Consider the following 26916-nt stretch of genomic DNA (forward strand, 5'->3'; position numbering starts at 1 on the left):
TGCAGGAATGCGGCGCCGCAGGCGCCGTATTTTTTTGGCGAATCCGACGCACACTTCAAAAAATGGGTGTTGACGACACTCATCAGATCGCGCATAATCTCATTCCTCTGCTGCTGACGAACACAACGCTTCGCAGCGATAGCAAGAGACAGAACAACGGTTCTTTAACAATTAACAGTCGATAAGTGTGGGCGTTTGATGAAGGTGCCGCTGACTTCGGTCAGTGAATACTTAAATTATCAAATGTTCACAAAAGTATTAACGTTGCTCAGCAATGAGCGACGGTCAGTATCTTGAGTGAGCGACCCCTGAGAAATCAGGGTGACACGAAAGTGTCAACAAACAGAGATTGAACTGAAGAGTTTGATCCTGGCTCAGATTGAACGCTGGCGGCATGCTTTACACATGCAAGTCGAACGGCAGCGCGGGGCAACCTGGCGGCGAGTGGCGAACGGGTGAGTAATATATCGGAACGTACCCAGAAGTGGGGGATAACGTAGCGAAAGTTACGCTAATACCGCATACGATCTACGGATGAAAGTGGGGGACCTTCGGGCCTCATGCTTTTGGAGCGGCCGATATCTGATTAGCTAGTTGGTGAGGTAAAGGCTCACCAAGGCGACGATCAGTAGCTGGTCTGAGAGGACGACCAGCCACACTGGAACTGAGACACGGTCCAGACTCCTACGGGAGGCAGCAGTGGGGAATTTTGGACAATGGGCGCAAGCCTGATCCAGCAATGCCGCGTGAGTGAAGAAGGCCTTCGGGTTGTAAAGCTCTTTTGTCAGGGAAGAAACGGTTGGGGCTAATATCCTCGGCTAATGACGGTACCTGAAGAATAAGCACCGGCTAACTACGTGCCAGCAGCCGCGGTAATACGTAGGGTGCAAGCGTTAATCGGAATTACTGGGCGTAAAGCGTGCGCAGGCGGTTTTGTAAGTCTGTCGTGAAAGCCCCGGGCTCAACCTGGGAATTGCGATGGAGACTGCAAGGCTTGAATCTGGCAGAGGGGGGTAGAATTCCACGTGTAGCAGTGAAATGCGTAGAGATGTGGAGGAACACCGATGGCGAAGGCAGCCCCCTGGGTCAAGATTGACGCTCATGCACGAAAGCGTGGGGAGCAAACAGGATTAGATACCCTGGTAGTCCACGCCCTAAACGATGTCTACTAGTTGTCGGGTTTTAATTAACTTGGTAACGCAGCTAACGCGTGAAGTAGACCGCCTGGGGAGTACGGTCGCAAGATTAAAACTCAAAGGAATTGACGGGGACCCGCACAAGCGGTGGATGATGTGGATTAATTCGATGCAACGCGAAAAACCTTACCTACCCTTGACATGGAAGGAATCCTGGAGAGATCTGGGAGTGCCCGAAAGGGAACCTTCACACAGGTGCTGCATGGCTGTCGTCAGCTCGTGTCGTGAGATGTTGGGTTAAGTCCCGCAACGAGCGCAACCCTTGTCATTAGTTGCTACGCAAGAGCACTCTAATGAGACTGCCGGTGACAAACCGGAGGAAGGTGGGGATGACGTCAAGTCCTCATGGCCCTTATGGGTAGGGCTTCACACGTCATACAATGGTACATACAGAGGGCCGCCAACCCGCGAGGGGGAGCTAATCCCAGAAAGTGTATCGTAGTCCGGATTGTAGTCTGCAACTCGACTACATGAAGTTGGAATCGCTAGTAATCGCGGATCAGCATGTCGCGGTGAATACGTTCCCGGGTCTTGTACACACCGCCCGTCACACCATGGGAGCGGGTTTTACCAGAAGTAGGTAGCTTAACCGCAAGGAGGGCGCTTACCACGGTAGGATTCGTGACTGGGGTGAAGTCGTAACAAGGTAGCCGTATCGGAAGGTGCGGCTGGATCACCTCCTTTCTAGAGTAGCACCAGAGTCTAGTACTCATCATCAAGCGTCCACGCTTATCGGCTGTTAGTAAAGAGAACAACAGTGTATGTCGGGGCTGTAGCTCAGCTGGTTAGAGCACCGTGTTGATAACGCGGGGGTCGTTGGTTCGAGTCCAACCAGCCCTACCAAGTTATCGTCGTCGGGATTAGTCTGGGGGATTAGCTCAGCTGGGAGAGCACCTGCTTTGCAAGCAGGGGGTCGTCGGTTCGATCCCGTCATCCTCCACCATTCATCTGTTCTGACTATATTTATGTAAAGCCTGTGCTTTAGATAAGTGTAGTTCTCGTTCTTTAACAATCTGGAAGAAGTAAAGTTTTTTTAAGCGTGCATGTAAAAATGCACACTTAGGGTAGTAATCAAGTATCAACAAACATGCAACGAGCTGTACTCTTGATTTCTATGACGATCTCTGTAACTCATGCAGAGGCCAACGTTATAGGGACAAGCGAATAAGTGCACATGGTGGATGCCTTGGCGATTACAGGCGATGAAGGACGTAGTAGCTTGCGATAAGCTGCGGGGAGTGAGCAAACACACTTTGATCCGCAGATTTCCGAATGGGGAAACCCGGCCTTTTAGGTCATTGCATGCTGAATACATAGGTATGCAAAGCGAACGCGGCGAACTGAAACATCTAAGTAGCTGCAGGAAAAGAAATCAACCGAGATTCCCAAAGTAGTGGCGAGCGAAATGGGATGAGCCTGTACGTGATAGTCGATTGGATAGTGGAACAACCTGGAAATGTTGGCCATAGCGGGTGATAGCCCCGTACACGAAATCCAAACGGTGGTACTAAGCGTACGACAAGTAGGGCGGGACACGAGAAATCCTGTCTGAACATGGGGGGACCATCCTCCAAGGCTAAATACTCGTAATCGACCGATAGTGAACCAGTACCGTGAGGGAAAGGCGAAAAGAACCCCGGGAGGGGAGTGAAATAGATCCTGAAACCGTGTGCATACAAACAGTCGGAGCCTCTTTATGGGGTGACGGCGTACCTTTTGTATAATGGGTCAGCGACTTACATTCAGTGGCGAGGTTAACCGAATAGGGGAGCCGTAGAGAAATCGAGTCCGAACAGGGCGACAGTCGCTGGGTGTAGACCCGAAACCAAGTGATCTACCCATGGCCAGGATGAAGGTGCGGTAACACGCCCTGGAGGTCCGAACCCACTAATGTTGAAAAATTAGGGGATGAGCTGTGGGTAGGGGTGAAAGGCTAAACAAACTTGGAAATAGCTGGTTCTCTCCGAAAACTATTTAGGTAGTGCCTCAAGTATCACCATCGGGGGTAGAGCACTGTTATGGCTAGGGGGTCATTGCGACTTACCAAACCATTGCAAACTCCGAATACCGATGAGTGCGAGCTTGGGAGACAGACGTCGGGTGCTAACGTCCGGCGTCAAGAGGGAAACAACCCAGACCGCCAGCTAAGGTCCCAAAGATTGGCTAAGTGGAAAACGAAGTGGGAAGGCTAAAACAGTCAGGATGTTGGCTTAGAAGCAGCCACCATTTAAAGAAAGCGTAATAGCTCACTGATCGAGTCGTCCTGCGCGGAAGATGTAACGGGGCTAAGCCAGTCACCGAAGCTGCGGATATCTAGCAATAGATATGGTAGGAGAGCGTTCTGTAAGCCTGCGAAGGTGTCTTGTGAAGGATGCTGGAGGTATCAGAAGTGCGAATGCTGACATGAGTAGCGATAATGCGGGTGAAAAGCCCGCACGCCGTAAGCCCAAGGTTTCCTGTTCAACGTTCATCGGAGCAGGGTGAGTCGGCCCCTAAGGCGAGGCAGAGATGCGTAGCTGATGGGAAGCAGGTTAATATTCCTGCACCGTCGTATGATGCGATGGGGGGACGGATCGCGGAAGGTTGTCTAACTGTTGGAATAGTTAGTTTCTGCCTCATAGAAGGCGCTTAGGCAAATCCGGGCGCGTAATTCAAGGGGGTGGGACGAGCGGCCTTGTGCTGCGAAGCAATCGGAAGTGGTTCCAAGAAAAGCCTCTAAGCTTCAGTCATACGAGACCGTACCGCAAACCGACACAGGTGGGCGAGATGAGTATTCTAAGGCGCTTGAGAGAACTCGGGAGAAGGAACTCGGCAAATTGGTACCGTAACTTCGGGATAAGGTACGCCCCGGTAGCTTGACCACTTTACTGTGGAAGGGTGAAAGGGTTGCAATAAACTGGTGGCTGCGACTGTTTAATAAAAACACAGCACTCTGCAAACACGAAAGTGGACGTATAGGGTGTGACGCCTGCCCGGTGCTGGAAGATTAAATGATGGGGTGCAAGCTCTTGATTGAAGTCCCAGTAAACGGCGGCCGTAACTATAACGGTCCTAAGGTAGCGAAATTCCTTGTCGGGTAAGTTCCGACCTGCACGAATGGCGTAACGATGGCCACACTGTCTCCTCCCGAGACTCAGCGAAGTTGAAATGTTTGTGATGATGCAATCTACCCGCGGCTAGACGGAAAGACCCCATGAACCTTTACTGTAGCTTTGCATTGGACTTTGAACCAATCTGTGTAGGATAGGTGGGAGGCTTTGAAGCGGGGACGCCAGTTCTCGTGGAGCCATCCTTGAAATACCACCCTGGTTTGTTTGAGGTTCTAACCTTGGTCCGTTATCCGGATCGGGGACAGTGCATGGTAGGCAGTTTGACTGGGGCGGTCTCCTCCTAAAGTGTAACGGAGGAGTTCGAAGGTACGCTAGGTACGGTCGGACATCGTGCTAATAGTGCAATGGCATAAGCGTGCTTAACTGCGAGACCGACAAGTCGAGCAGGTACGAAAGTAGGACATAGTGATCCGGTGGTTCTGTATGGAAGGGCCATCGCTCAACGGATAAAAGGTACTCTGGGGATAACAGGCTGATTCCTCCCAAGAGTTCATATCGACGGGGGAGTTTGGCACCTCGATGTCGGCTCATCACATCCTGGGGCTGTAGCCGGTCCCAAGGGTATGGCTGTTCGCCATTTAAAGTGGTACGTGAGCTGGGTTTAAAACGTCGTGAGACAGTTTGGTCCCTATCTGCCGTGGGCGTTGGAAATTTGAAGGGGGCTGCTCCTAGTACGAGAGGACCGGAGTGGACGAACCTCTGGTGTACCGGTTGTCACGCCAGTGGCATTGCCGGGTAGCTAAGTTCGGAAGAGATAACCGCTGAAAGCATCTAAGCGGGAAACTTGCCTTGAGATGAGATTTCCCGGAGCCTTGAGCTCCTTGAAGGGTCGTTCGAGACCAGGACGTTGATAGGCTGGGTGTGGAAGTGCAGTAATGCATTAAGCTAACCAGTACTAATTGCCCGTACGGCTTGTCCCTATAACCTTGGTAGGCTATAGATCAAGTCAAGAATACAGCTGCAGTTTGTTGATACTGCTACCCCAAGAATAAAAAGAAACTTACTTCTTCCCGGATTGTGGATGGCTCGCAAGAGACGTCCAGACAAGTCAAAGCCTGATGACCATAGCAAGTCGGTCCCACCCCTTCCCATCCCGAACAGGACCGTGAAACGACTTTGCGCCGATGATAGTGCTGCAACCAGTGTGAAAGTAGGTTATCGTCAGGCTAGTTATAAGAAAAAGCCCGCAGAGTGATCTCTGCGGGCTTTTTTGCGTCTGCACGCTGGAGTTTCGTTCTTTCATCGATAAGCGTTCTGCAGCGCGTGTTAATAGTAACTCCCGTTGTAAATACCTTGCCCCGACCTACACTGAAACAAGCAAAATCATACAAGGGGATATCGTGAAAAATCGACACACATTGACGGCCGTGCATGCGGTCGCAGCAGTAGTGCTCTCTGCCGGACTCGGCGGGTGCGCAATGACTGGTCAGTCCTATGGCGGATATGACGATTATTATCCAGGCGTCGGTTACGCGGGCCAGAGCGCTCCACTCGTCGCGTCGAACAGTGGTCGCTGACAAAGCTCCAGCGCAGCCGCTGATCCCAACAAGCCCGCTCCTGATCCAGCGGGCTTTTTCGTATCGGTTTCCGGACAGCGTTCGCTCAGTCTTCCGCCAGCAACTGCTGCACCACCCGCGACATCTCCTCGAGCTGCCAGGCTTGTACAGCAGGTGGGTACGCTCGGGGATATCGTCGTCCTCCGCCCCCGCGTCCTTATCTGTACAGTGCTGAGGTTTCAGGCGAGGCCAAGCTTGCCGTTGAGGCGCAGTTCAAGCTTGTCCCAGAAGCGGTCGTGAATCGGGAGGAGTAGCACGTTGCAGACGGGCTCAAGAATTGCGGCCATGCCGCCGAAGGCCAGCGAGCCTGTGGCGAAATACATCACTACGAATGCAATAGCCATGTGAAAGCTAGTTTGGCTCAGCTTTTCCGCAGCAATGCGCAGGTAACGATCGCGATTGCCGACCGCCCGGGCGCGGATCGCCGACCATGCCTTTTCGTGCAGTGGAAGCAGCAGGACATTGATCACCGGCTCGATCAGGACCGCCAGGCCGCCGAAGAGCACGGATCCGGTGATGGCATAGGCGATCGCGAATGCGATTGCCATGTGGGCGACGACCTGGCTGGTTTTCTTGGCGGCGATGACCATGCTTGTTCTTCCTATGCTTTGTTAACCCTACTGTAGGCAAATGATATCGATTCTCATTCATAGTTTGAAGTGAATTAAAATGAATGAATCGATAGATTTGTTCTATGGGCGTGAAAAGCTTAGGCTGAACTGAAGCCGTCGCATGTTCAATAACTCGCCACTTGCGCAGGGTGGCAGGCATTTGATATAGTCTCGTTCCTCTGACGCGAAAGCAGCCTGCAAGGCAGCGACAGCGAAAGAGACGAGGGGTTGACGAGTTAAGCGAAACACTGCATAATCTCACTTCTCTGCTGCTGACGAACACAACGCTTCGCACGGTGCAGCAAGGTAGTACAGAAAACGGACTAGGCGTCCCCGTTCTTTAACAATTAACAGTCGATAAGTGTGGGCGTTTGATGAAGGTGCCGCTGACTTCGGTCAGTGATTACTTAAATTATCAAATGTTCACAAAAGTATTAACGTTGCTCAGCAATGAGCGGCGGTCAGTATCTTGAGTGAGCGACCCCTGAGAAATCAGGGTGACACGAAAGTGTCAACAAACAGAGATTGAACTGAAGAGTTTGATCCTGGCTCAGATTGAACGCTGGCGGCATGCTTTACACATGCAAGTCGAACGGCAGCGCGGGGCAACCTGGCGGCGAGTGGCGAACGGGTGAGTAATATATCGGAACGTACCCAGAAGTGGGGGATAACGTAGCGAAAGTTACGCTAATACCGCATACGATCTACGGATGAAAGTGGGGGACCTTCGGGCCTCATGCTTTTGGAGCGGCCGATATCTGATTAGCTAGTTGGTAGGGTAAAGGCCTACCAAGGCGACGATCAGTAGCTGGTCTGAGAGGACGACCAGCCACACTGGAACTGAGACACGGTCCAGACTCCTACGGGAGGCAGCAGTGGGGAATTTTGGACAATGGGCGCAAGCCTGATCCAGCAATGCCGCGTGAGTGAAGAAGGCCTTCGGGTTGTAAAGCTCTTTTGTCAGGGAAGAAACGGCTGGGGCTAATATCCTCGGCTAATGACGGTACCTGAAGAATAAGCACCGGCTAACTACGTGCCAGCAGCCGCGGTAATACGTAGGGTGCAAGCGTTAATCGGAATTACTGGGCGTAAAGCGTGCGCAGGCGGTTTTGTAAGTCTGTCGTGAAAGCCCCGGGCTCAACCTGGGAATTGCGATGGAGACTGCAAGGCTTGAATCTGGCAGAGGGGGGTAGAATTCCACGTGTAGCAGTGAAATGCGTAGAGATGTGGAGGAACACCGATGGCGAAGGCAGCCCCCTGGGTCAAGATTGACGCTCATGCACGAAAGCGTGGGGAGCAAACAGGATTAGATACCCTGGTAGTCCACGCCCTAAACGATGTCTACTAGTTGTCGGGTTTTAATTAACTTGGTAACGCAGCTAACGCGTGAAGTAGACCGCCTGGGGAGTACGGTCGCAAGATTAAAACTCAAAGGAATTGACGGGGACCCGCACAAGCGGTGGATGATGTGGATTAATTCGATGCAACGCGAAAAACCTTACCTACCCTTGACATGGAAGGAATCCTGGAGAGATCCGGGAGTGCCCGAAAGGGAACCTTCACACAGGTGCTGCATGGCTGTCGTCAGCTCGTGTCGTGAGATGTTGGGTTAAGTCCCGCAACGAGCGCAACCCTTGTCATTAGTTGCTACGCAAGAGCACTCTAATGAGACTGCCGGTGACAAACCGGAGGAAGGTGGGGATGACGTCAAGTCCTCATGGCCCTTATGGGTAGGGCTTCACACGTCATACAATGGTACATACAGAGGGCCGCCAACCCGCGAGGGGGAGCTAATCCCAGAAAGTGTATCGTAGTCCGGATTGTAGTCTGCAACTCGACTACATGAAGTTGGAATCGCTAGTAATCGCGGATCAGCATGTCGCGGTGAATACGTTCCCGGGTCTTGTACACACCGCCCGTCACACCATGGGAGCGGGTTTTACCAGAAGTAGGTAGCTTAACCGCAAGGAGGGCGCTTACCACGGTAGGATTCGTGACTGGGGTGAAGTCGTAACAAGGTAGCCGTATCGGAAGGTGCGGCTGGATCACCTCCTTTCTAGAGTAGCACCGGAGCTAGTCTCCACATCAAGCGTCCACGCTTATCGGCTGTTAGTAAAGAGAACAACAGTGTATGTCGGGGCTGTAGCTCAGCTGGTTAGAGCACCGTGTTGATAACGCGGGGGTCGTTGGTTCGAGTCCAACCAGCCCTACCAAGTTATCGCAAGAAAACGGGGGATTAGCTCAGCTGGGAGAGCACCTGCTTTGCAAGCAGGGGGTCGTCGGTTCGATCCCGTCATCCTCCACCATTACCTGGTTCTGAAAGCACAAACGTAAGCATAGATGCTTAGGTTTGGTCTTTTCGAGATCACTGTTTTTTCGTTCTTTAACAATCTGGAAGAAGTAAAGTTTTTTTAAGCGTGCATGTAAAAATGCACACTTAGGGTAGTAATCAAGTATCAACAAACATGCAACGAGCTGTACTCTTGATTTCTATGACGATCCCTGTTGTCAGCAGGGGCCAACGTTATAGGGACAAGCGAATAAGTGCACATGGTGGATGCCTTGGCGATTACAGGCGATGAAGGACGTAGTAGCTTGCGATAAGCTGCGGGGAGTGAGCAAACACACTTTGATCCGCAGATTTCCGAATGGGGAAACCCGGCCTTTTAGGTCATTGCATGCTGAATACATAGGTATGCAAAGCGAACGCGGCGAACTGAAACATCTAAGTAGCTGCAGGAAAAGAAATCAACCGAGATTCCCAAAGTAGTGGCGAGCGAAATGGGATGAGCCTGTACGTGATAGTCGATTGGATAGTGGAACAACCTGGAAATGTTGGCCATAGCGGGTGATAGCCCCGTACACGAAATCCAAACGGTGATACTAAGCGTACGACAAGTAGGGCGGGACACGAGAAATCCTGTCTGAACATGGGGGGACCATCCTCCAAGGCTAAATACTCGTAATCGACCGATAGTGAACCAGTACCGTGAGGGAAAGGCGAAAAGAACCCCGGGAGGGGAGTGAAATAGATCCTGAAACCGTGTGCATACAAACAGTCGGAGCCTCTTTATGGGGTGACGGCGTACCTTTTGTATAATGGGTCAGCGACTTACATTCAGTGGCGAGGTTAACCGAATAGGGGAGCCGTAGAGAAATCGAGTCCGAACAGGGCGACAGTCGCTGGGTGTAGACCCGAAACCAAGTGATCTACCCATGGCCAGGATGAAGGTGCGGTAACACGCCCTGGAGGTCCGAACCCACTAATGTTGAAAAATTAGGGGATGAGCTGTGGGTAGGGGTGAAAGGCTAAACAAACTTGGAAATAGCTGGTTCTCTCCGAAAACTATTTAGGTAGTGCCTCAAGTATCACCATCGGGGGTAGAGCACTGTTATGGCTAGGGGGTCATTGCGACTTACCAAACCATTGCAAACTCCGAATACCGATGAGTGCGAGCTTGGGAGACAGACGTCGGGTGCTAACGTCCGGCGTCAAGAGGGAAACAACCCAGACCGCCAGCTAAGGTCCCAAAGATTGGCTAAGTGGAAAACGAAGTGGGAAGGCTAAAACAGTCAGGATGTTGGCTTAGAAGCAGCCACCATTTAAAGAAAGCGTAATAGCTCACTGATCGAGTCGTCCTGCGCGGAAGATGTAACGGGGCTAAGCCAGTCACCGAAGCTGCGGATATCTAGCAATAGATATGGTAGGAGAGCGTTCTGTAAGCCTGCGAAGGTGTCTTGTGAAGGATGCTGGAGGTATCAGAAGTGCGAATGCTGACATGAGTAGCGATAATGCGGGTGAAAAGCCCGCACGCCGTAAGCCCAAGGTTTCCTGTTCAACGTTCATCGGAGCAGGGTGAGTCGGCCCCTAAGGCGAGGCAGAGATGCGTAGCTGATGGGAAGCAGGTTAATATTCCTGCACCGTCGTATGATGCGATGGGGGGACGGATCGCGGAAGGTTGTCTAACTGTTGGAATAGTTAGTTTCTGCTTCATAGAAGGTGCTTAGGCAAATCCGGGCACGTAATTCAAGGGAGTGGGACGAGCGGCCTTGTGCTGCGAAGCAATCGGAAGTGGTTCCAAGAAAAGCCTCTAAGCTTCAGTCATACGAGACCGTACCGCAAACCGACACAGGTGGGCGAGATGAGTATTCTAAGGCGCTTGAGAGAACTCGGGAGAAGGAACTCGGCAAATTGGTACCGTAACTTCGGGATAAGGTACGCCCCGGTAGCTTGACCACTTTACTGTGGAAGGGTGAAAGGGTTGCAATAAACTGGTGGCTGCGACTGTTTAATAAAAACACAGCACTCTGCAAACACGAAAGTGGACGTATAGGGTGTGACGCCTGCCCGGTGCTGGAAGATTAAATGATGGGGTGCAAGCTCTTGATTGAAGTCCCAGTAAACGGCGGCCGTAACTATAACGGTCCTAAGGTAGCGAAATTCCTTGTCGGGTAAGTTCCGACCTGCACGAATGGCGTAACGATGGCCACACTGTCTCCTCCCGAGACTCAGCGAAGTTGAAATGTTTGTGATGATGCAATCTACCCGCGGCTAGACGGAAAGACCCCATGAACCTTTACTGTAGCTTTGCATTGGACTTTGAACCAATCTGTGTAGGATAGGTGGGAGGCTTTGAAGCGGGGACGCCAGTTCTCGTGGAGCCATCCTTGAAATACCACCCTGGTTTGTTTGAGGTTCTAACCTTGGTCCGTTATCCGGATCGGGGACAGTGCATGGTAGGCAGTTTGACTGGGGCGGTCTCCTCCTAAAGTGTAACGGAGGAGTTCGAAGGTACGCTAGGTACGGTCGGACATCGTGCTAATAGTGCAATGGCATAAGCGTGCTTAACTGCGAGACCGACAAGTCGAGCAGGTACGAAAGTAGGACATAGTGATCCGGTGGTTCTGTATGGAAGGGCCATCGCTCAACGGATAAAAGGTACTCTGGGGATAACAGGCTGATTCCTCCCAAGAGTTCATATCGACGGGGGAGTTTGGCACCTCGATGTCGGCTCATCACATCCTGGGGCTGTAGCCGGTCCCAAGGGTATGGCTGTTCGCCATTTAAAGTGGTACGTGAGCTGGGTTTAAAACGTCGTGAGACAGTTTGGTCCCTATCTGCCGTGGGCGTTGGAAATTTGAAGGGGGCTGCTCCTAGTACGAGAGGACCGGAGTGGACGAACCTCTGGTGTACCGGTTGTCACGCCAGTGGCATTGCCGGGTAGCTAAGTTCGGAAGAGATAACCGCTGAAAGCATCTAAGCGGGAAACTTGCCTTGAGATGAGATTTCCCGGAGCCTTGAGCTCCTTGAAGGGTCGTTCGAGACCAGGACGTTGATAGGCTGGGTGTGGAAGTGCAGTAATGCATTAAGCTAACCAGTACTAATTGCCCGTACGGCTTGTCCCTATAACCTTGGTAGGCTATAGACAAGTCAAGAATACAGCTGCAGTTTGTTGATACTGCTACCCCAAGAATAAAAAGAAACTTACTTCTTCCCGGATTGTGGATGGCTCGCAAGAGACATCCAGACAAGTCAAAGCCTGATGACCATAGCAAGTCGGTCCCACCCCTTCCCATCCCGAACAGGACCGTGAAACGACTTTGCGCCGATGATAGTGCTGCAACCAGTGTGAAAGTAGGTTATCGTCAGGCTAGTTATAAGAGAAAGCCCACTCAGTGATCTGAGTGGGCTTTTTTGCGTTTGTGCTTTCAAAAAGAAAGCTCAACCATGTAAGCCGCCGCAAGGCGCGCAAATTTCAACGCGTGCGCTGTCTGCCCGCCCGAGTTGGCCAGGGTATCCCGGGACGTGTGGATCGTCGGGTTATCGCGCGCAAACGATGATTCGAAGGGCATCGATACCGGATAGCCCTGGGCATCCCAGCTCGCGTGATCCGAACAGCCATAGCCGCATTTGTCATAGCCGAGCTTGAGTTCGGGAAGATAGGCGCCGACGAGTTCGGCGATGAATGCGTTCTGTGCAGCGTTCGTGTAGTCGGTGAGCAGATAGATGTCGTTTGGCGCACCTTTGTAATTGGTCATGTCGAGCTGGAGCACCCCCGCAACTTTCCTGTTCGCTTGCTTGAACTGCTTCGCAATGTCCTGCGACCCCCGCAATCCCACTTCTTCTGCCGCGTAGGCAATGACATGGATCGACCTGCGTGGGCGGTAGCCGCTGTCGATCAGCGCCCGAATTGCCTCGGTCATGCTGGCCACCCCGGAAGCATCGTCATCGGCACCGGGCGCGCGTGCCGTCTCGCTCATGCCGAAGCTGATAATGGAATCGAGATGCGCTCCGACCACGACGTATTCGTCAGCCAGGTCCGTGCCCGTGATGGTCAAGGTGACGGAGGATTGGGGGTAGCCCTTATGAGCGACCAGGGCGACCGAGATGTCTTCGCGGCCAGCCGCCAGCTCGCGCCAGGCCGACAACAGCCAGTTCGATGCCTCCACGCCTGACTTGCTCGCGTAGTAGCGGTTGGTAAAGGCGCTAAGGGCCAGGATCGTCGATTCAATCGGCTTTTCCTGCATGTTCGCCAATATCGGTTCGACGACGTCGCGCCGATGGATCCCGTACAGGCGCGCCGGCAGGACAAAGCGCCGCCGGTCGAGGGCGGCGCGCGCCTCGCTTTCGCTCGCGTGATACATGAAGCCGCCGCATTGCCCCATGCGCTGGTGGATCGCGGCGGCAATGGTCACGAGCTTGCCTTCGTCCAGAACCACCGCATGCACCTTTTCCGATCCATCCTCGACGCGGACCTGGCGGCTCTCGATCGAGGTCAACTCAGGCGCGACGGTCTTTATCTGCCGAAAGGCGGCATCGCCAATGGTGATCCACGCACGTTTCCTGGGCGGGGAGCCCGCGCTCGCGGCAAGGCTAAGGCAAAGGATGGAAAACAGGCAGAGCTTCAGCAGGCCGGACGTCATCGTCGTTCCCCGAGGCATGGCAGAAAAAAATCCTAGCAGTCCCGACGATGCTGCCGCTTGCCTCGCCTCAATGTATAGCCGACCAGCTCTTTCGCTACCTGAACGGTAATCGTACGGTGATTCCTACAGCACCTCGGAGGCTTCTCCTATACAGCCCCACTGTTTCGGCGCGCATGATCGTTCCATCGGTTCAGCGAAGCGAAGGAGGAATCATGAAATCGAAGGAAAAAAACCTCGGTGGAGACAACCGTGCGCGCGGTATCCACAAGCCGAAAGGCGTGACGGTTGCCGAAGGCAGCATGCAGACGCGCGCGCCCGGCGCCGTGATGCCGGGCGGACCTGAGTCACCGTTCAGGATGGCGAGCACGGGGTCGCAGCAGTCGGACACCAGCGGCCGCGGCCAACGCGGCGGCGCCGGTGCCGTCCACCAGGGCTGGAGCGCACGCCAGCGTGGCGAACGGATGCAGGCACAGGCGGAACAGAACCGCCTGGGCGAGGTTCAGCAATCCGGCCAGGGTGGCATCGAGCAATACCAGCATGCCGGCTCCCAGCAGTCGGACTCCGGCCAGGGTGGCGGCAAAGGCCTGCAGGGCCGCCCCGACCTGCCCGCCTCCGACTTCGGCAGCAAGCCGAACAAGAAGAATCCCGGCAGCTGAACGCCGGCGCGGAACATTGCGAGCCCGGGTTTCCCGGGTTTTTTTACGTCCAAGGTCCAGCCGCCACCAGCGTGGAAACCGTCTCCCGTCGCAATCTGGGGCACAATGCAACTGTCAGCCTTGCCATTTCAACCATGACAGGAGAAGCATGAACGAACAGGTCGCCCGCAATGTCGTACTGGTGCGCGCCATCGAGTCCGCCGACGTCAATCACGAGGTATTGAGCGACGACGACCGCAAGTACGCGAGCCGCAGCGCAAAAGAGCTCGCCGCCTGGCAGGCCGCCGACAGCAAGACCGCCGTCGGCCAGCATCATTTCCTGCAGCAGCGCTCCGAACAGATCCTGAAACGCCTGGGCGAACGCTCGCCGGCCTTCGGCGCATTCGCGAAACGCCGGCTGGGCCTGGGCGGCGTCTGGCTCGCCCTGCCATTCCTGGCCTTCGTCAGCGGCGCAGCCATCGACCGCATCGCCGATCCGCATCGCGTCGACCTGCTCTCCGCCCCCTTCCTCCTGATCATTGGCTGGAACCTGCTGGTCTATCTCTTCATGCTGGTGTGGGCGCTCATTCCAGGCAAACGCCATGGATGGGCGGGACCGAAGCTGCTGCGGCGCCTGAGCGTGGGCAAGGCTGTGGTACCGCGCAAGCTCCCGAAGCCCATGGCCGAAGGCCTTGCCGTCTTCATGGCCGAATGGGCCGCCCTGAGCGAACCGCTCACCCGGGCGCGCCTGCGCCGCACCATTCACCTGGCTGCCGCCGGTTTCGCGCTCGGGGCCATCGCCTCGTTGTATGCGCGCGGCCTGCTGACCCAGTACGTGGTCGGCTGGGAGAGCACCTTCCTCGACGGCCGCCAGGTGCACACGCTGCTGTCCTGGCTGTTCATGCCGGCGATGACCGTGTTCCCCTTCTTACAGGGCTTCTCGCTGGCCGAGATCGAACTGTTGCGCTTCGGGCGCACCGTCAGCGCCGCGAGCGGTGAGCGCTGGGTCCACCTGTACGGCGCCACGCTGCTGCTGCTCGTCGTACTGCCGCGCCTCCTGCTCGCGGGCTTTGCCGCCTGGCGCGCACGGCGTCTGGCGCGCCAGTTCCCGCTCGACCTCGACCAGCCCTATTACCGCAAGCTGGCGGACAGCATCGGCGCCGGCACCCCGGCCTTGCTGCGTGTGCTCCCCTATAGCTACACGCTCGACGAGGCGCGCGACCGCGGCCTGTGGGCGATCGCGGCAAGCGCCCTGGGTGCGCAGACGCGTGTCCAGCTGCGCCCGGCCGCCGCTTACGGCACGGAACCCAAGGACGCCCTGCGCGATACAGCGCTCGACGAGGCGGGCGTCACCGTCACCGCCGTCCTGTTCAGCCTTGCCGCCACGCCCGAGAAGGAAAACCACGGCGCCTTCCTCGATTACCTGAGCAAGCGCGTACGGCGCGGCGTCGCCGTGCTGGTGGACGAGTCGCCCCTGGTCGAGCGCATCGGCGAGCAGCAGGGCAATGCCGCCCGCGTGGCGGAACGCACTGCGCTATGGCGCCAGTTCTGCAGCTTCCACGGCACCTCAGCCACCTTCGTGAACCTGCTCCAGCCAGACAAATATCCGCTCGAGCTGGGCGCGGGCCTGAACCTGCCGGAGCTGCGATGAGCGAGCCGGTAAACATCCAGTTCGCGCTCGTCTCGCACACCAACAACGGCAAGACGACGCTGGCCCGCACCCTGGTCGGCATGGACGTCGGCGAGGTGCGCGACGCCGCCCACGTGACCCAGTTTGCCGAAGCCCACCCGCTGCAGCAAAGCGAGGCCGGCGACACCCTCATGCTGTGGGACACACCGGGCTTCGGCGATTCGGTGCGGCTGTTGAAGCGCCTGTCGATGGCGGGCAATCCGATCGGCTGGTTCCTGCGCGAGGTCTTCGACCGCTACCGCGACCGCCCGTTCTGGCTGAGCCAGCAGGCGCTGCGCGCGGCGAAGGAAGAAGCCGACGTGATCCTCTACCTGGTCAACTCCTCGGAGTCGCCGCAGGATGCCGGCTACCTGCCGTCCGAGATGAAGATTTTGGAATGGCTCGCCAAGCCGGTCGTCGTCCTGCTCAACCAGATGGGACCACCGCGTCCCGGCGCCGAGGAATCCGGCGAGCAGGGACGCTGGCGTCAGCACCTGGCCCAGTTCCCGGTGGTGAAGGAGGTGCTGCCGCTCGACGCCTTCGCCCGCTGCTGGGTGCACGAACATGTGTTCTACGAAGCGATCGGACGCCTGGTCGACGAAGCGAAGCAGCCCGGCTATGCGCGCCTGCTCGAGGCCTGGTCCGCAGCCAACCGCCAACGCTACCTCGCCGCCCTGCGCGTCTCGGCCGAACAGCTGGCGGCGGCGGCGCGCGACGCCGAACCGATCGCGGAAGAAGGGCGCAGCATGCTGCGCAGCGCGCTCAAGGCGGTCGGCATCGGCAAGGACGAACAGCGGCGGCAGGAACTGGCGATGGCGGCACTGGTCGAGCGCCTGAATGCCCGCATCAACGGCGCGACCGCCCGCATGTTGGCACTGTACCGGATCGACCCGGGCCAGGCGTTGACCATCAATGCGCGCGTGCGCGACAACTTCGCCGTGCGTGCCCCGGTCGACAAGGCGCAGGCCGGATTGCTCGGCGCGGTCGTCTCGGGTGCGGCGACCGGGCTGTCGGCCGACATGATGGCCGGCGGGCTGACCATGGGGGCGGGCGCCCTGCTCGGTGCGATCGTCGGCGGCCTGACGATGGCCGGCGCTGCCTGGGGCTTCAACCAGGGCACGGACCGCAACAAGCCGGGCGTGCAGTTCGCCGATCCCTTCCTGCAGTCGCTGCTGGTCGGTGCGGTGCTGCGCTACCTGGCGGTGGCGCACTTCGGCCGAGGGCGCGGCAACTGGGTCGAGGGCGAAGCGCCGGCTTTCTGGCAGACCGAGGTCGAGCGGGCGCTGGCCGAGCGCGCAGCCGGCCAGCCCGAGCTGTGGCAGGCCGTACGCGCCGCGCCGGACGATGCGACGGCGGCAAGGCTGGTGGAGGACGTGCTGCGGCCCGCGACCGACGCCACGCTGGCCAGGCTCTATCCCGACGTCGCACTACCCGCGCGCACGGACGTCAAACCTGTCTAGAACTGGTACTGCGCGCTCGCGCCCAGGATCCAATTGCGGCCGGGCGCGGCTTCGTAATAACGGCGATTGGCATCGCCCACGATGACCGAGCCGACGTAGCCGCGGTCGAACAGGTTGTTCAGGCGTGCGAACTGCCTGAGCCGCCATCCGCCCAACTGCTGGCTGGCCTGCACCCGCGCGTTGAAGATCGCATAGCCCGGTGCCGGTATCGCGCTATTCGTATCCTCCGCATAGACACGGCTGTTCGCGATCGTCTCCAGGGCCGCGCCGAAGCGGCCGGCCTGCTCCTTCCAGCCCAGCTCACCGTACAGGCTGGATTTCGGGATGCCCGGCAGCCGGCTGCCGCGCGGCACGGCGCCAAAGCCTTCCTCGTAGGTGGCGCGCAGCGCGGTGAGCGCGAGGCGTGCGTTCCAGCCCGCGCCGAGTTCCGCATCGAGCGACAGCTCGCCGCCCTGGCGCAGCGTCGCGCTGGCATTGCGGTAGCTGGTGCGGCCGCCCGAGGAGCTGTCTACGACCAGCTCGTCCTGCGTGCGGACCTGGAACACGGCGGCATTCACGCGCACCCCGGGTTGAAGCATCGCCTTGACGCCGGCTTCGAGGTGCTTGCCGATGGCCGGCGCAAGGCCGAAGTTGAAGCCGGCACCGGTCCCGGAATAAAACAGTTCGTTCAGGGTCGGGGTTTCGAAGCCGCGCGCGGCACTGGCGTAGACGTTCAGCGAAGGCGACACCTTGTACAGCACCCCGAGCAGCGGCGAGGTATGGCTGTACTCGACGCTGCCGCTGTCGTTGCCGTTGGAGAGGAAGTGGTCGCTTACATCGAAGCTGATGCGGCTGCGGCGCAGGCCGCCGGTCAAGACCCAGCGATCGCGCTCCCACTCCAGCTGGGCGTAGGGATCGAGGCTTCTGACGTCATTCTGCTCGTCGCGGCGCAGATTCCCCTTCACGCCGAAGGTATTGCCGACGAAGTTCTCGAAGCCCTGGCGGGCGTCGCGCGAGCGCGCCAGCTCGATGCCGACGGTCGCACGCAGCGTGCCGCCTGCCAGTGGGCGGACCGCCCGCCAGTTGGCATCGATGCCGTGGAAGTCGCGGTCGAAATCGATCACGCCGCCCGAGTGCGTGGGCGGTGCCTGGAAGCCGCGCGAGAAGGACTGGTACTGGATCACGCGGCGGTTGCCGCCGTAGGCGGTCAGCAGCAGGCGGTCGGGCCCGAAGCGCTGTTCCCAGCTGAGGCCGAACTGCTGGTGGTCGATGCTCTTGCGCGTGTCGTAGCGCTCGGCCAGCGTGCGTGGGGGCGACTGGGTGTCGGTGGCGTCGATCTCGCCGGCGCGCGGGTCACGCTGGTAGGTGGCCCAGGTCACGCCCAGCGGATCCTGGGTATCGTCCTGGCGCAGGCCGCTCGCCGTGATGACCAGGCGGCTGTCGGCCGTGGGCTCGGCCACGAGCTTGGCGTAGGCCTGGTCGCGGGTGGCGGCGCTGTGCTCGCGGTAGCCATCGGTCTCGAAGCGTGAGGCATCCAACAGGTAGCCAAGTTTGCCGCTTTTGCCCTGGGCGTTGATGTCGGTCTTGCGCAGGCCGTCGCTGCCGGCGGCGAAACTGGTTTCGACAGCCGGCGCTCCCTTGGGATCACGCGTGAACAGTTGGACCACGCCGCCGGAGTGGTTGCCGTACAGGGCGGAGAAGGGGCCGCGCAATACTTCGATGCGCTCGGCCATGTCGAGGTTGAAGGTCGCGGCCTGGCCCTGGCCGTCCGGCATGGTGGCCGGGATGCCGTCCGCCACCAGGCGCACCCCACGCACACCGAATGCCGAGCGCGCGCCGAAACCGCGTGAGGAGATCTGCAGGTCCTGCGCATAATTCTGGCGGTCGCGTGCGACCAGGCCGGGCACGGCGGCCAAAGCCTCGGAGGCATTGACCCGCGGCTGGGTATCCCGGATCTGCGCCGCGTCGACGATGTCGATCGCGGCAGGCAGGTCGAAACTGGCGTGTTCGGAGCGGGTGGCGCTGACCACCACGACATTCATGGGGGAGCGAACCTCCTTTGCGACAGCGCAGAGTGGGGCCGACATGCATGCTGCGGCGATGGCGGTCCGGCGGAACAAGGGATGCTTCATATAATCTCCAATTACTCACAGCACCCGTACAACCGGCATGCTGGTACGGCAGGCAATATACCCGGCATTGATAAAACGGACACGCACAGCAACTCCCTCGCACGCAGAGCAGGGCTTGCGGACTCTGCCAGGGTTTGTTATAGTTCGCCTCCGCTTCAGCAAGGCCGCAAGGCAGGACTGAAAAAGGTTAACGTAATCAAGTGGTTACGTTGACAAGGTCCGCAGAGAAATCTGCAACGAAGCGAACGAGGGGTTGACGAGTTAAGCGAAACACTGCATAATCTCACTTCTCTGCTGCTGACGAACACAACGCTTCGCACGGTGCAGCAAGCTAGTACAGAACACGGTTCTTTAACAATTAACAGTCGATAAGTGTGGGCGTTTGATGAAGGTGCCGGCTGAGTTCGCTCAGCTGCATACTTAAATTATCAAATGTTCACAAAAGTATTAACGTTGCTCAGCAATGAGCGACGGTCAGTATCTTGAGTGAGCGACCCCTGAGAAATCAGGGTGACACGAAAGTGTCAACAAACAGAGATTGAACTGAAGAGTTTGATCCTGGCTCAGATTGAACGCTGGCGGCATGCTTTACACATGCAAGTCGAACGGCAGCGCGGGGCAACCTGGCGGCGAGTGGCGAACGGGTGAGTAATATATCGGAACGTACCCAGAAGTGGGGGATAACGTAGCGAAAGTTACGCTAATACCGCATACGATCTACGGATGAAAGTGGGGGACCTTCGGGCCTCATGCTTTTGGAGCGGCCGATATCTGATTAGCTAGTTGGTGAGGTAAAGGCTCACCAAGGCGACGATCAGTAGCTGGTCTGAGAGGACGACCAGCCACACTGGAACTGAGACACGGTCCAGACTCCTACGGGAGGCAGCAGTGGGGAATTTTGGACAATGGGCGCAAGCCTGATCCAGCAATGCCGCGTGAGTGAAGAAGGCCTTCGGGTTGTAAAGCTCTTTTGTCAGGGAAGAAACGGCTGAGGCTAATATCCTCGGCTAATGACGGTACCTGAAGAATAAGCACCGGCTAACTACGTGCCAGCAGCCGCGGTAATACGTAGGGTGCAAGCGTTAATCGGAATTACTGGGCGTAAAGCGTGCGCAGGCGGTTTTGTAAGTCTGTCGTGAAAGCCCCGGGCTCAACCTGGGAATTGCGATGGAGACTGCAAGGCTTGAATCTGGCAGAGGGGGGTAGAATTCCACGTGTAGCAGTGAAATGCGTAGAGATGTGGAGGAACACCGATGGCGAAGGCAGCCCCCTGGGTCAAGATTGACGCTCATGCACGAAAGCGTGGGGAGCAAACAGGATTAGATACCCTGGTAGTCCACGCCCTAAACGATGTCTACTAGTTGTCGGGTTTTAATTAACTTGGTAACGCAGCTAACGCGTGAAGTAGACCGCCTGGGGAGTACGGTCGCAAGATTAAAACTCAAAGGAATTGACGGGGACCCGCACAAGCGGTGGATGATGTGGATTAATTCGATGCAACGCGAAAAACCTTACCTACCCTTGACATGGAAGGAATCCCGGAGAGATCCGGGAGTGCCCGAAAGGGAACCTTCACACAGGTGCTGCATGGCTGTCGTCAGCTCGTGTCGTGAGATGTTGGGTTAAGTCCCGCAACGAGCGCAACCCTTGTCATTAGTTGCTACGCAAGAGCACTCTAATGAGACTGCCGGTGACAAACCGGAGGAAGGTGGGGATGACGTCAAGTCCTCATGGCCCTTATGGGTAGGGCTTCACACGTCATACAATGGTACATACAGAGGGCCGCCAACCCGCGAGGGGGAGCTAATCCCAGAAAGTGTATCGTAGTCCGGATTGTAGTCTGCAACTCGACTACATGAAGTTGGAATCGCTAGTAATCGCGGATCAGCATGTCGCGGTGAATACGTTCCCGGGTCTTGTACACACCGCCCGTCACACCATGGGAGCGGGTTTTACCAGAAGTAGGTAGCTTAACCGCAAGGAGGGCGCTTACCACGGTAGGATTCGTGACTGGGGTGAAGTCGTAACAAGGTAGCCGTATCGGAAGGTGCGGCTGGATCACCTCCTTTCTAGAGTAGCACCGGAGCTAGTCTCCACATCAAGCGTCCACGCTTATCGGCTGTTAGTAAAGAGAACAACAGTGTATGTCGGGGCTGTAGCTCAGCTGGTTAGAGCACCGTGTTGATAACGCGGGGGTCGTTGGTTCGAGTCCAACCAGCCCTACCAAGTTATCGCAAGAAAACGGGGGATTAGCTCAGCTGGGAGAGCACCTGCTTTGCAAGCAGGGGGTCGTCGGTTCGATCCCGTCATCCTCCACCATTACCTGGTTCTGAAAGCACAAACGTAAGCATAGATGCTTAGGTTTGGTCTTTTCGAGATCACTGTTTTTTCGTTCTTTAACAATCTGGAAGAAGTAAAGTTTTTTTAAGCGTGCATGTAAAAGTGCACACTTAGGGTAGTAATCAAGTATCAACAAACATGCAACGAGCTGTACTCTTGATTTCTATGACGATCTCTGTAACTCATGCAGAGGCCAACGTTATAGGGACAAGCGAATAAGTGCACATGGTGGATGCCTTGGCGATTACAGGCGATGAAGGACGTAGTAGCTTGCGATAAGCTGCGGGGAGTGAGCAAACACACTTTGATCCGCAGATTTCCGAATGGGGAAACCCGGCCTTTTAGGTCATTGCATGCTGAATACATAGGTATGCAAAGCGAACGCGGCGAACTGAAACATCTAAGTAGCTGCAGGAAAAGAAATCAACCGAGATTCCCAAAGTAGTGGCGAGCGAAATGGGATGAGCCTGTACGTGATAGTCGATTGGATAGTGGAACAACCTGGAAATGTTGGCCATAGCGGGTGATAGCCCCGTACACGAAATCCAAACGGTGATACTAAGCGTACGACAAGTAGGGCGGGACACGAGAAATCCTGTCTGAACATGGGGGGACCATCCTCCAAGGCTAAATACTCGTAATCGACCGATAGTGAACCAGTACCGTGAGGGAAAGGCGAAAAGAACCCCGGGAGGGGAGTGAAATAGATCCTGAAACCGTGTGCATACAAACAGTCGGAGCCTCTTTATGGGGTGACGGCGTACCTTTTGTATAATGGGTCAGCGACTTACATTCAGTGGCGAGGTTAACCGAATAGGGGAGCCGTAGAGAAATCGAGTCCGAACAGGGCGACAGTCGCTGGGTGTAGACCCGAAACCAAGTGATCTACCCATGGCCAGGATGAAGGTGCGGTAACACGCCCTGGAGGTCCGAACCCACTAATGTTGAAAAATTAGGGGATGAGCTGTGGGTAGGGGTGAAAGGCTAAACAAACTTGGAAATAGCTGGTTCTCTCCGAAAACTATTTAGGTAGTGCCTCAAGTATCACCATCGGGGGTAGAGCACTGTTATGGCTAGGGGGTCATTGCGACTTACCAAACCATTGCAAACTCCGAATACCGATGAGTGCGAGCTTGGGAGACAGACGTCGGGTGCTAACGTCCGGCGTCAAGAGGGAAACAACCCAGACCGCCAGCTAAGGTCCCAAAGATTGGCTAAGTGGAAAACGAAGTGGGAAGGCTAAAACAGTCAGGATGTTGGCTTAGAAGCAGCCACCATTTAAAGAAAGCGTAATAGCTCACTGATCGAGTCGTCCTGCGCGGAAGATGTAACGGGGCTAAGCCAGTCACCGAAGCTGCGGATATATTTCTCGTGATTTATCACTTGATCTATATGGTAGGAGAGCGTTCTGTAAGCCTGCGAAGGTGTCTTGTGAAGGATGCTGGAGGTATCAGAAGTGCGAATGCTGACATGAGTAGCGATAATGCGGGTGAAAAGCCCGCACGCCGTAAGCCCAAGGTTTCCTGTTCAACGTTCATCGGAGCAGGGTGAGTCGGCCCCTAAGGCGAGGCAGAGATGCGTAGCTGATGGGAAGCAGGTTAATATTCCTGCACCGTCGTATGATGCGATGGGGGGACGGATCGCGGAAGGTTGTCTAACTGTTGGAATAGTTAGTTTCTGCTTCATAGAAGGTGCTTAGGCAAATCCGGGCACGTAATTCAAGGGAGTGGGACGAGCGGCCTTGTGCTGCGAAGCAATCGGAAGTGGTTCCAAGAAAAGCCTCTAAGCTTCAGTCATACGAGACCGTACCGCAAACCGACACAGGTGGGCGAGATGAGTATTCTAAGGCGCTTGAGAGAACTCGGGAGAAGGAACTCGGCAAATTGGTACCGTAACTTCGGGATAAGGTACGCCCCGGTAGCTTGACCACTTTACTGTGGAAGGGTGAAAGGGTTGCAATAAACTGGTGGCTGCGACTGTTTAATAAAAACACAGCACTCTGCAAACACGAAAGTGGACGTATAGGGTGTGACGCCTGCCCGGTGCTGGAAGATTAAATGATGGGGTGCAAGCTCTTGATTGAAGTCCCAGTAAACGGCGGCCGTAACTATAACGGTCCTAAGGTAGCGAAATTCCTTGTCGGGTAAGTTCCGACCTGCACGAATGGCGTAACGATGGCCACACTGTCTCCTCCCGAGACTCAGCGAAGTTGAAATGTTTGTGATGATGCAATCTACCCGCGGCTAGACGGAAAGACCCCATGAACCTTTACTGTAGCTTTGCATTGGACTTTGAACCAATCTGTGTAGGATAGGTGGGAGGCTTTGAAGCGGGGACGCCAGTTCTCGTGGAGCCATCCTTGAAATACCACCCTGGTTTGTTTGAGGTTCTAACCTTGGTCCGTTATCCGGATCGGGGACAGTGCATGGTAGGCAGTTTGACTGGGGCGGTCTCCTCCTAAAGTGTAACGGAGGAGTTCGAAGGTACGCTAGGTACGGTCGGACATCGTGCTAATAGTGCAATGGCATAAGCGTGCTTAACTGCGAGACCGACAAGTCGAGCAGGTACGAAAGTAGGACATAGTGATCCGGTGGTTCTGTATGGAAGGGCCATCGCTCAACGGATAAAAGGTACTCTGGGGATAACAGGCTGATTCCTCCCAAGAGTTCATATCGACGGGGGAGTTTGGCACCTCGATGTCGGCTCATCACATCCTGGGGCTGTAGCCGGTCCCAAGGGTATGGCTGTTCGCCATTTAAAGTGGTACGTGAGCTGGGTTTAAAACGTCGTGAGACAGTTTGGTCCCTATCTGCCGTGGGCGTTGGAAATTTGAAGGGGGCTGCTCCTAGTACGAGAGGACCGGAGTGGACGAACCTCTGGTGTACCGGTTGTCACGCCAGTGGCATTGCCGGGTAGCTAAGTTCGGAAGAGATAACCGCTGAAAGCATCTAAGCGGGAAACTTGCCTTGAGATGAGATTTCCCGGAGCCTTGAGCTCCTTGAAGGGTCGTTCGAGACCAGGACGTTGATAGGCTGGGTGTGGAAGTGCAGTAATGCATTAAGCTAACCAGTACTAATTGCCCGTACGGCTTGTCCCTATAACCTTGGTAGGCTATAGATCAAGTCAAGAATACAGCTGCAGTTTGTTGATACTGCTACCCCAAGAATAAAAAGAAACTTACTTCTTCCCGGATTGTGGATGGCTCGCAAGAGACGTCCAGACAAGTCAAAGCCTGATGACCATAGCAAGTCGGTCCCACCCCTTCCCATCCCGAACAGGACCGTGAAACGACTTTGCGCCGATGATAGTGCTGCAACCAGTGTGAAAGTAGGTTATCGTCAGGCTAGTTATAAGAAAAAGCCCGCAGAGTGATCTCTGCGGGCTTTTTTGCGTTTGTGCGTTCCGGGTTAGCAAACGTAACGTTCGTTGAAATCCCCGTGCCCGAGCCTAGACTGAACTGACACTCACCGGCAGGGGAATCACATGATTGCTCGAAGCGTAAGACTAGTAAAACGATGTGCGGTCGGGCTCCTGCTGGCTGCAGGACTCGGCGGATGTGCGGTCTACGGGCCGCCCTACGCGGGCTACGATCCTTACTATGGTTCAGGCGGCTACTCCAGTTATGTCGGTCCCCCGGTCGAATTGAATCTGGGACTCGGCTATTACGGCGGTTCGCGCTATGACCACCACCGTGGTCACGGCTGGCGCGACGGCCGGGGTCACCACCGCGGTGGTGGCTGGGATCGTGGCCGGGGCCGCGGTCGTCACTGATCGTTCAGACGCCGTCGCTGGCGACCGGCTCCGCTTCCTTGGCCTTGACCTGGCCACGGCTGATGCTGTCGCCATCGTTGCGGCGCAGGCGCCAGAACACGGCCGAGGACAGCAGGGTCAGCACCGCCAGGGTCGCGAAACCATGGTGCAGCGCCTGCGACACCAGCACCCGGTTGTCCTGCGCCACCGGCCCCAGGAACCAGGCGGTGACGATCGATCCCGCGGCCAGGCCGAAGCTCATCGACAGCTGCTGGAAGGAGCTCGACATCGTACTCGCCATGCTCGAGTCCTGCGGCTCGATGTCGGCATAGGCCAGCGTGTTCATGCTCGAGAACTGCAGCGAATTGAAGAAACCCTGCGCCAGGCTGATCGCGACGATGACGTAGAAGGGCGTGCCGGGGCCGACCAGGGTAAACAGGGAGATCGTCAGCCCGATGAACACTGTGTTCACGGTCAGCACCTGCCGGTAGCCGAAGCGCGCCAGCAGCCTGGGCGCGAACATCTTCATGCCCATGGCCGCCGCCGCGGCCGGCATCATCAGGAGGCCCGACTGCCAGGCCGGCAGGCCGAGGCCGAGCTGGTACAGCAGCGGCAGCAGGAAGGGCAGGGCGCCCACGCCCAAGCGGGTCAGGAAGCCTCCCGCCACCGAAATGCGGAAGGTACGCACCTTGAACAAGCTGAGCTGCAGCAGCGGATGCTTGATGCGCAGGGCATGCCAGGCATAGGCAGCCAGCAGGGCGAGGGACAGCGCCAGCAGCAGCGCGGCTGTCGCCGCATCCAGCCTGTGCTCGCCGAACACTTCCAGCAGCCAGGACAGGATGGCGGTGCCGCTGCTGAACAGGATCAGGCCGATGACGTCGAGCGGACGCCGTTCGTGTCCCTGGTAATCGGGCATGTGCTTCCAGACCAGGTAGAGCGCCGCCAGGCCGACCGGCACGTTGACGAAGAAGATCACGCGCCACGAGGTCCAGTGCACGATCAGCCCGCCGACCGTCGGCCCCAGCAGCGGCCCGATCAGCGCCGGGATGATCACGAAGTTCATCGCGCCCAGCAGTTCATGCTTGGGGAAGGTGCGCACGATGGCCAGGCGGCCGACCGGCATCATCATTGCGCCGCCCAGCCCCTGCAGCAGGCGCGCGGCCGTCATCATGTGCGCGTTCACGGACAGGCCGCACAGGACCGAGGCAATGGTGAAGATCGAGATGGCGATGAAGAACACGCGCCGGGTGCCGAAGCGGTCCGCCATCCAGCCGCTGAGCGGGATGCCGACGGCCAGGCCGAGGATATAGCTGGTCACCACCGATTTCAGGCTCAGCGGCGTGACCTGCAGGCTGGCGGCGATGCTCGGGATGGCGGTGTTGACGATCGTGGCGTCGAGCTGCTCCATGAACAGGGCAGTCGCGACGAGCCAGGGCAGGTAGCGCTTGATGATGCTGGGATCGGTCAATCGGGCCTCGTGTTACCGGCAGGCCGGGGCGGCCCGCCTCGGCCCGATTGTGCCATGGATCGCCGCCGGGCCACGCCCGGCTGGGC

The 26916-nt window shown here is 56.7% G+C and carries 7 protein-coding genes, 6 tRNA genes and 9 rRNA genes; 18 read left to right on the plus strand and 4 right to left on the minus strand.

What is annotated here, in order from left to right; all coding sequences use genetic code 11:
- The first annotated feature begins 351 nt into the window (after positions 1-351).
- The 5 genes from ACSQ25_RS01235 (at position 352) to rrf (ACSQ25_RS01255) (ending at position 5473) form a co-directional block, all read left to right on the plus strand.
- A 16S ribosomal RNA gene (locus tag ACSQ25_RS01235) occupies positions 352-1880 on the plus strand.
- Positions 1881-1962: 82 nt separating this feature from the next.
- Positions 1963-2039 (plus strand) — tRNA-Ile (locus ACSQ25_RS01240).
- Positions 2040-2063: 24 nt separating this feature from the next.
- Positions 2064-2139, plus strand: a tRNA-Ala gene (locus tag ACSQ25_RS01245).
- 211 nt (positions 2140-2350) lie between these two features.
- Positions 2351-5226: ribosomal RNA gene (locus ACSQ25_RS01250) — 23S ribosomal RNA — on the plus strand.
- A gap of 134 nt (positions 5227-5360) precedes the next feature.
- Positions 5361-5473 (plus strand): 5S ribosomal RNA (gene rrf, locus ACSQ25_RS01255).
- 568 nt (positions 5474-6041) lie between these two features.
- Here the strand turns inward: rrf (ACSQ25_RS01255) and ACSQ25_RS01260 are convergent.
- The gene (locus ACSQ25_RS01260; protein WP_436103908.1) at positions 6042-6452 is read right to left on the minus strand and encodes a DUF2061 domain-containing protein; all 411 of its coding nucleotides are present in this window, start codon (positions 6450-6452) and stop codon (positions 6042-6044) included.
- Between the two features lie 548 nt (positions 6453-7000).
- On the opposite strand from ACSQ25_RS01260, the gene ACSQ25_RS01265 reads away from it, so the two are divergent.
- From ACSQ25_RS01265 to rrf (ACSQ25_RS01285), 5 genes are all read left to right on the plus strand, one after another.
- Positions 7001-8529: ribosomal RNA gene (locus ACSQ25_RS01265) — 16S ribosomal RNA — on the plus strand.
- An 80-nt stretch (positions 8530-8609) separates the two neighbouring features.
- Positions 8610-8686 (plus strand) — tRNA-Ile (locus ACSQ25_RS01270).
- Between the two features lie 17 nt (positions 8687-8703).
- Positions 8704-8779 (plus strand) — tRNA-Ala (locus tag ACSQ25_RS01275).
- A 224-nt stretch (positions 8780-9003) separates the two neighbouring features.
- A 23S ribosomal RNA gene (locus tag ACSQ25_RS01280) occupies positions 9004-11879 on the plus strand.
- A gap of 133 nt (positions 11880-12012) precedes the next feature.
- A 5S ribosomal RNA gene (gene rrf / locus ACSQ25_RS01285) occupies positions 12013-12125 on the plus strand.
- The 16S, 23S and 5S rRNA genes sit together here with 4 tRNA genes alongside, the layout of an rRNA operon.
- 57 nt (positions 12126-12182) lie before the next feature.
- On the opposite strand, the gene ACSQ25_RS01290 is transcribed toward rrf (ACSQ25_RS01285), so the two are convergent.
- Positions 12183-13397, minus strand: coding sequence for a M20/M25/M40 family metallo-hydrolase (locus tag ACSQ25_RS01290; RefSeq protein WP_436103909.1), 1215 nt, complete (start codon positions 13395-13397; stop codon positions 12183-12185).
- A 212-nt stretch (positions 13398-13609) separates the two neighbouring features.
- On the opposite strand from ACSQ25_RS01290, the gene ACSQ25_RS01295 reads away from it, so the two are divergent.
- The 3 genes from ACSQ25_RS01295 (at position 13610) to ACSQ25_RS01305 (ending at position 17161) form a co-directional block, all read left to right on the plus strand.
- Complete coding sequence (locus ACSQ25_RS01295; RefSeq protein ID WP_436103910.1) at positions 13610-14053, plus strand: hypothetical protein; 444 nt, start codon at positions 13610-13612, stop codon at positions 14051-14053.
- A gap of 148 nt (positions 14054-14201) precedes the next feature.
- Positions 14202-15683 (plus strand): DUF2868 domain-containing protein, encoded by a 1482-nt coding sequence (locus tag ACSQ25_RS01300; RefSeq protein WP_436103911.1) that lies wholly within the window; start codon positions 14202-14204, stop codon positions 15681-15683.
- Positions 15680-17161 (plus strand): DUF3482 domain-containing protein, encoded by a 1482-nt coding sequence (locus ACSQ25_RS01305; protein WP_436103912.1) that lies wholly within the window; start codon positions 15680-15682, stop codon positions 17159-17161. The genes ACSQ25_RS01300 and ACSQ25_RS01305 overlap by 4 nt, the downstream gene beginning before the upstream one ends.
- On the opposite strand, the gene ACSQ25_RS01310 is transcribed toward ACSQ25_RS01305, so the two are convergent.
- Entirely contained in the window at positions 17158-19182 is a 2025-nt protein-coding gene (locus ACSQ25_RS01310; RefSeq protein ID WP_436103913.1) for a TonB-dependent receptor family protein, read from the minus strand. The genes ACSQ25_RS01305 and ACSQ25_RS01310 overlap by 4 nt on opposite strands.
- A gap of 630 nt (positions 19183-19812) precedes the next feature.
- On the opposite strand from ACSQ25_RS01310, the gene ACSQ25_RS01315 reads away from it, so the two are divergent.
- From ACSQ25_RS01315 to rrf (ACSQ25_RS01335), 5 genes are all read left to right on the plus strand, one after another.
- Positions 19813-21341 (plus strand): 16S ribosomal RNA (locus tag ACSQ25_RS01315).
- An 80-nt stretch (positions 21342-21421) separates the two neighbouring features.
- Positions 21422-21498: transfer RNA gene (locus tag ACSQ25_RS01320), tRNA-Ile, on the plus strand.
- Positions 21499-21515: 17 nt separating this feature from the next.
- Positions 21516-21591: transfer RNA gene (locus ACSQ25_RS01325), tRNA-Ala, on the plus strand.
- 226 nt (positions 21592-21817) lie between these two features.
- Positions 21818-24709 (plus strand): 23S ribosomal RNA (locus ACSQ25_RS01330).
- A gap of 134 nt (positions 24710-24843) precedes the next feature.
- Positions 24844-24956 (plus strand): 5S ribosomal RNA (gene rrf / locus ACSQ25_RS01335).
- 431 nt (positions 24957-25387) lie between these two features.
- Here the strand turns inward: rrf (ACSQ25_RS01335) and ACSQ25_RS01340 are convergent.
- Positions 25388-26830: a DHA2 family efflux MFS transporter permease subunit gene (locus tag ACSQ25_RS01340; protein WP_436103914.1), complete on the minus strand. Its 1443-nt coding sequence runs from the start codon at positions 26828-26830 to the stop codon at positions 25388-25390.
- Between the last annotated feature and the right edge of the window lie 86 nt (positions 26831-26916).

Origin of the sequence: Massilia sp. LjRoot122, assembly GCF_964252725.1 — a bacterium.
Taxonomy (GTDB): Bacteria; Pseudomonadota; Gammaproteobacteria; order Burkholderiales; family Burkholderiaceae_D; genus Telluria.

Bases quoted from the DNA above. Each gene is read 5' to 3' on its own strand.
- ACSQ25_RS01260 (WP_436103908.1), bottom strand. From the start codon at position 6,452: ATGGTCATCGCCGCCAAGAAAACCAGCCAGGTCGTCGCCCACATGGCA.
- ACSQ25_RS01290 (WP_436103909.1), bottom strand. From the start codon at position 13,397: ATGACGTCCGGCCTGCTGAAGCTCTGCCTGTTTTCCATCCTTTGCCTT.
- ACSQ25_RS01295 (WP_436103910.1), top strand. From the start codon at position 13,610: ATGAAATCGAAGGAAAAAAACCTCGGTGGAGACAACCGTGCGCGCGGT.
- ACSQ25_RS01300 (WP_436103911.1), top strand. From the start codon at position 14,202: ATGAACGAACAGGTCGCCCGCAATGTCGTACTGGTGCGCGCCATCGAG.
- ACSQ25_RS01305 (WP_436103912.1), top strand. From the start codon at position 15,680: ATGAGCGAGCCGGTAAACATCCAGTTCGCGCTCGTCTCGCACACCAAC.
- ACSQ25_RS01310 (WP_436103913.1), bottom strand. From the start codon at position 19,182: ATGAATGTCGTGGTGGTCAGCGCCACCCGCTCCGAACACGCCAGTTTC.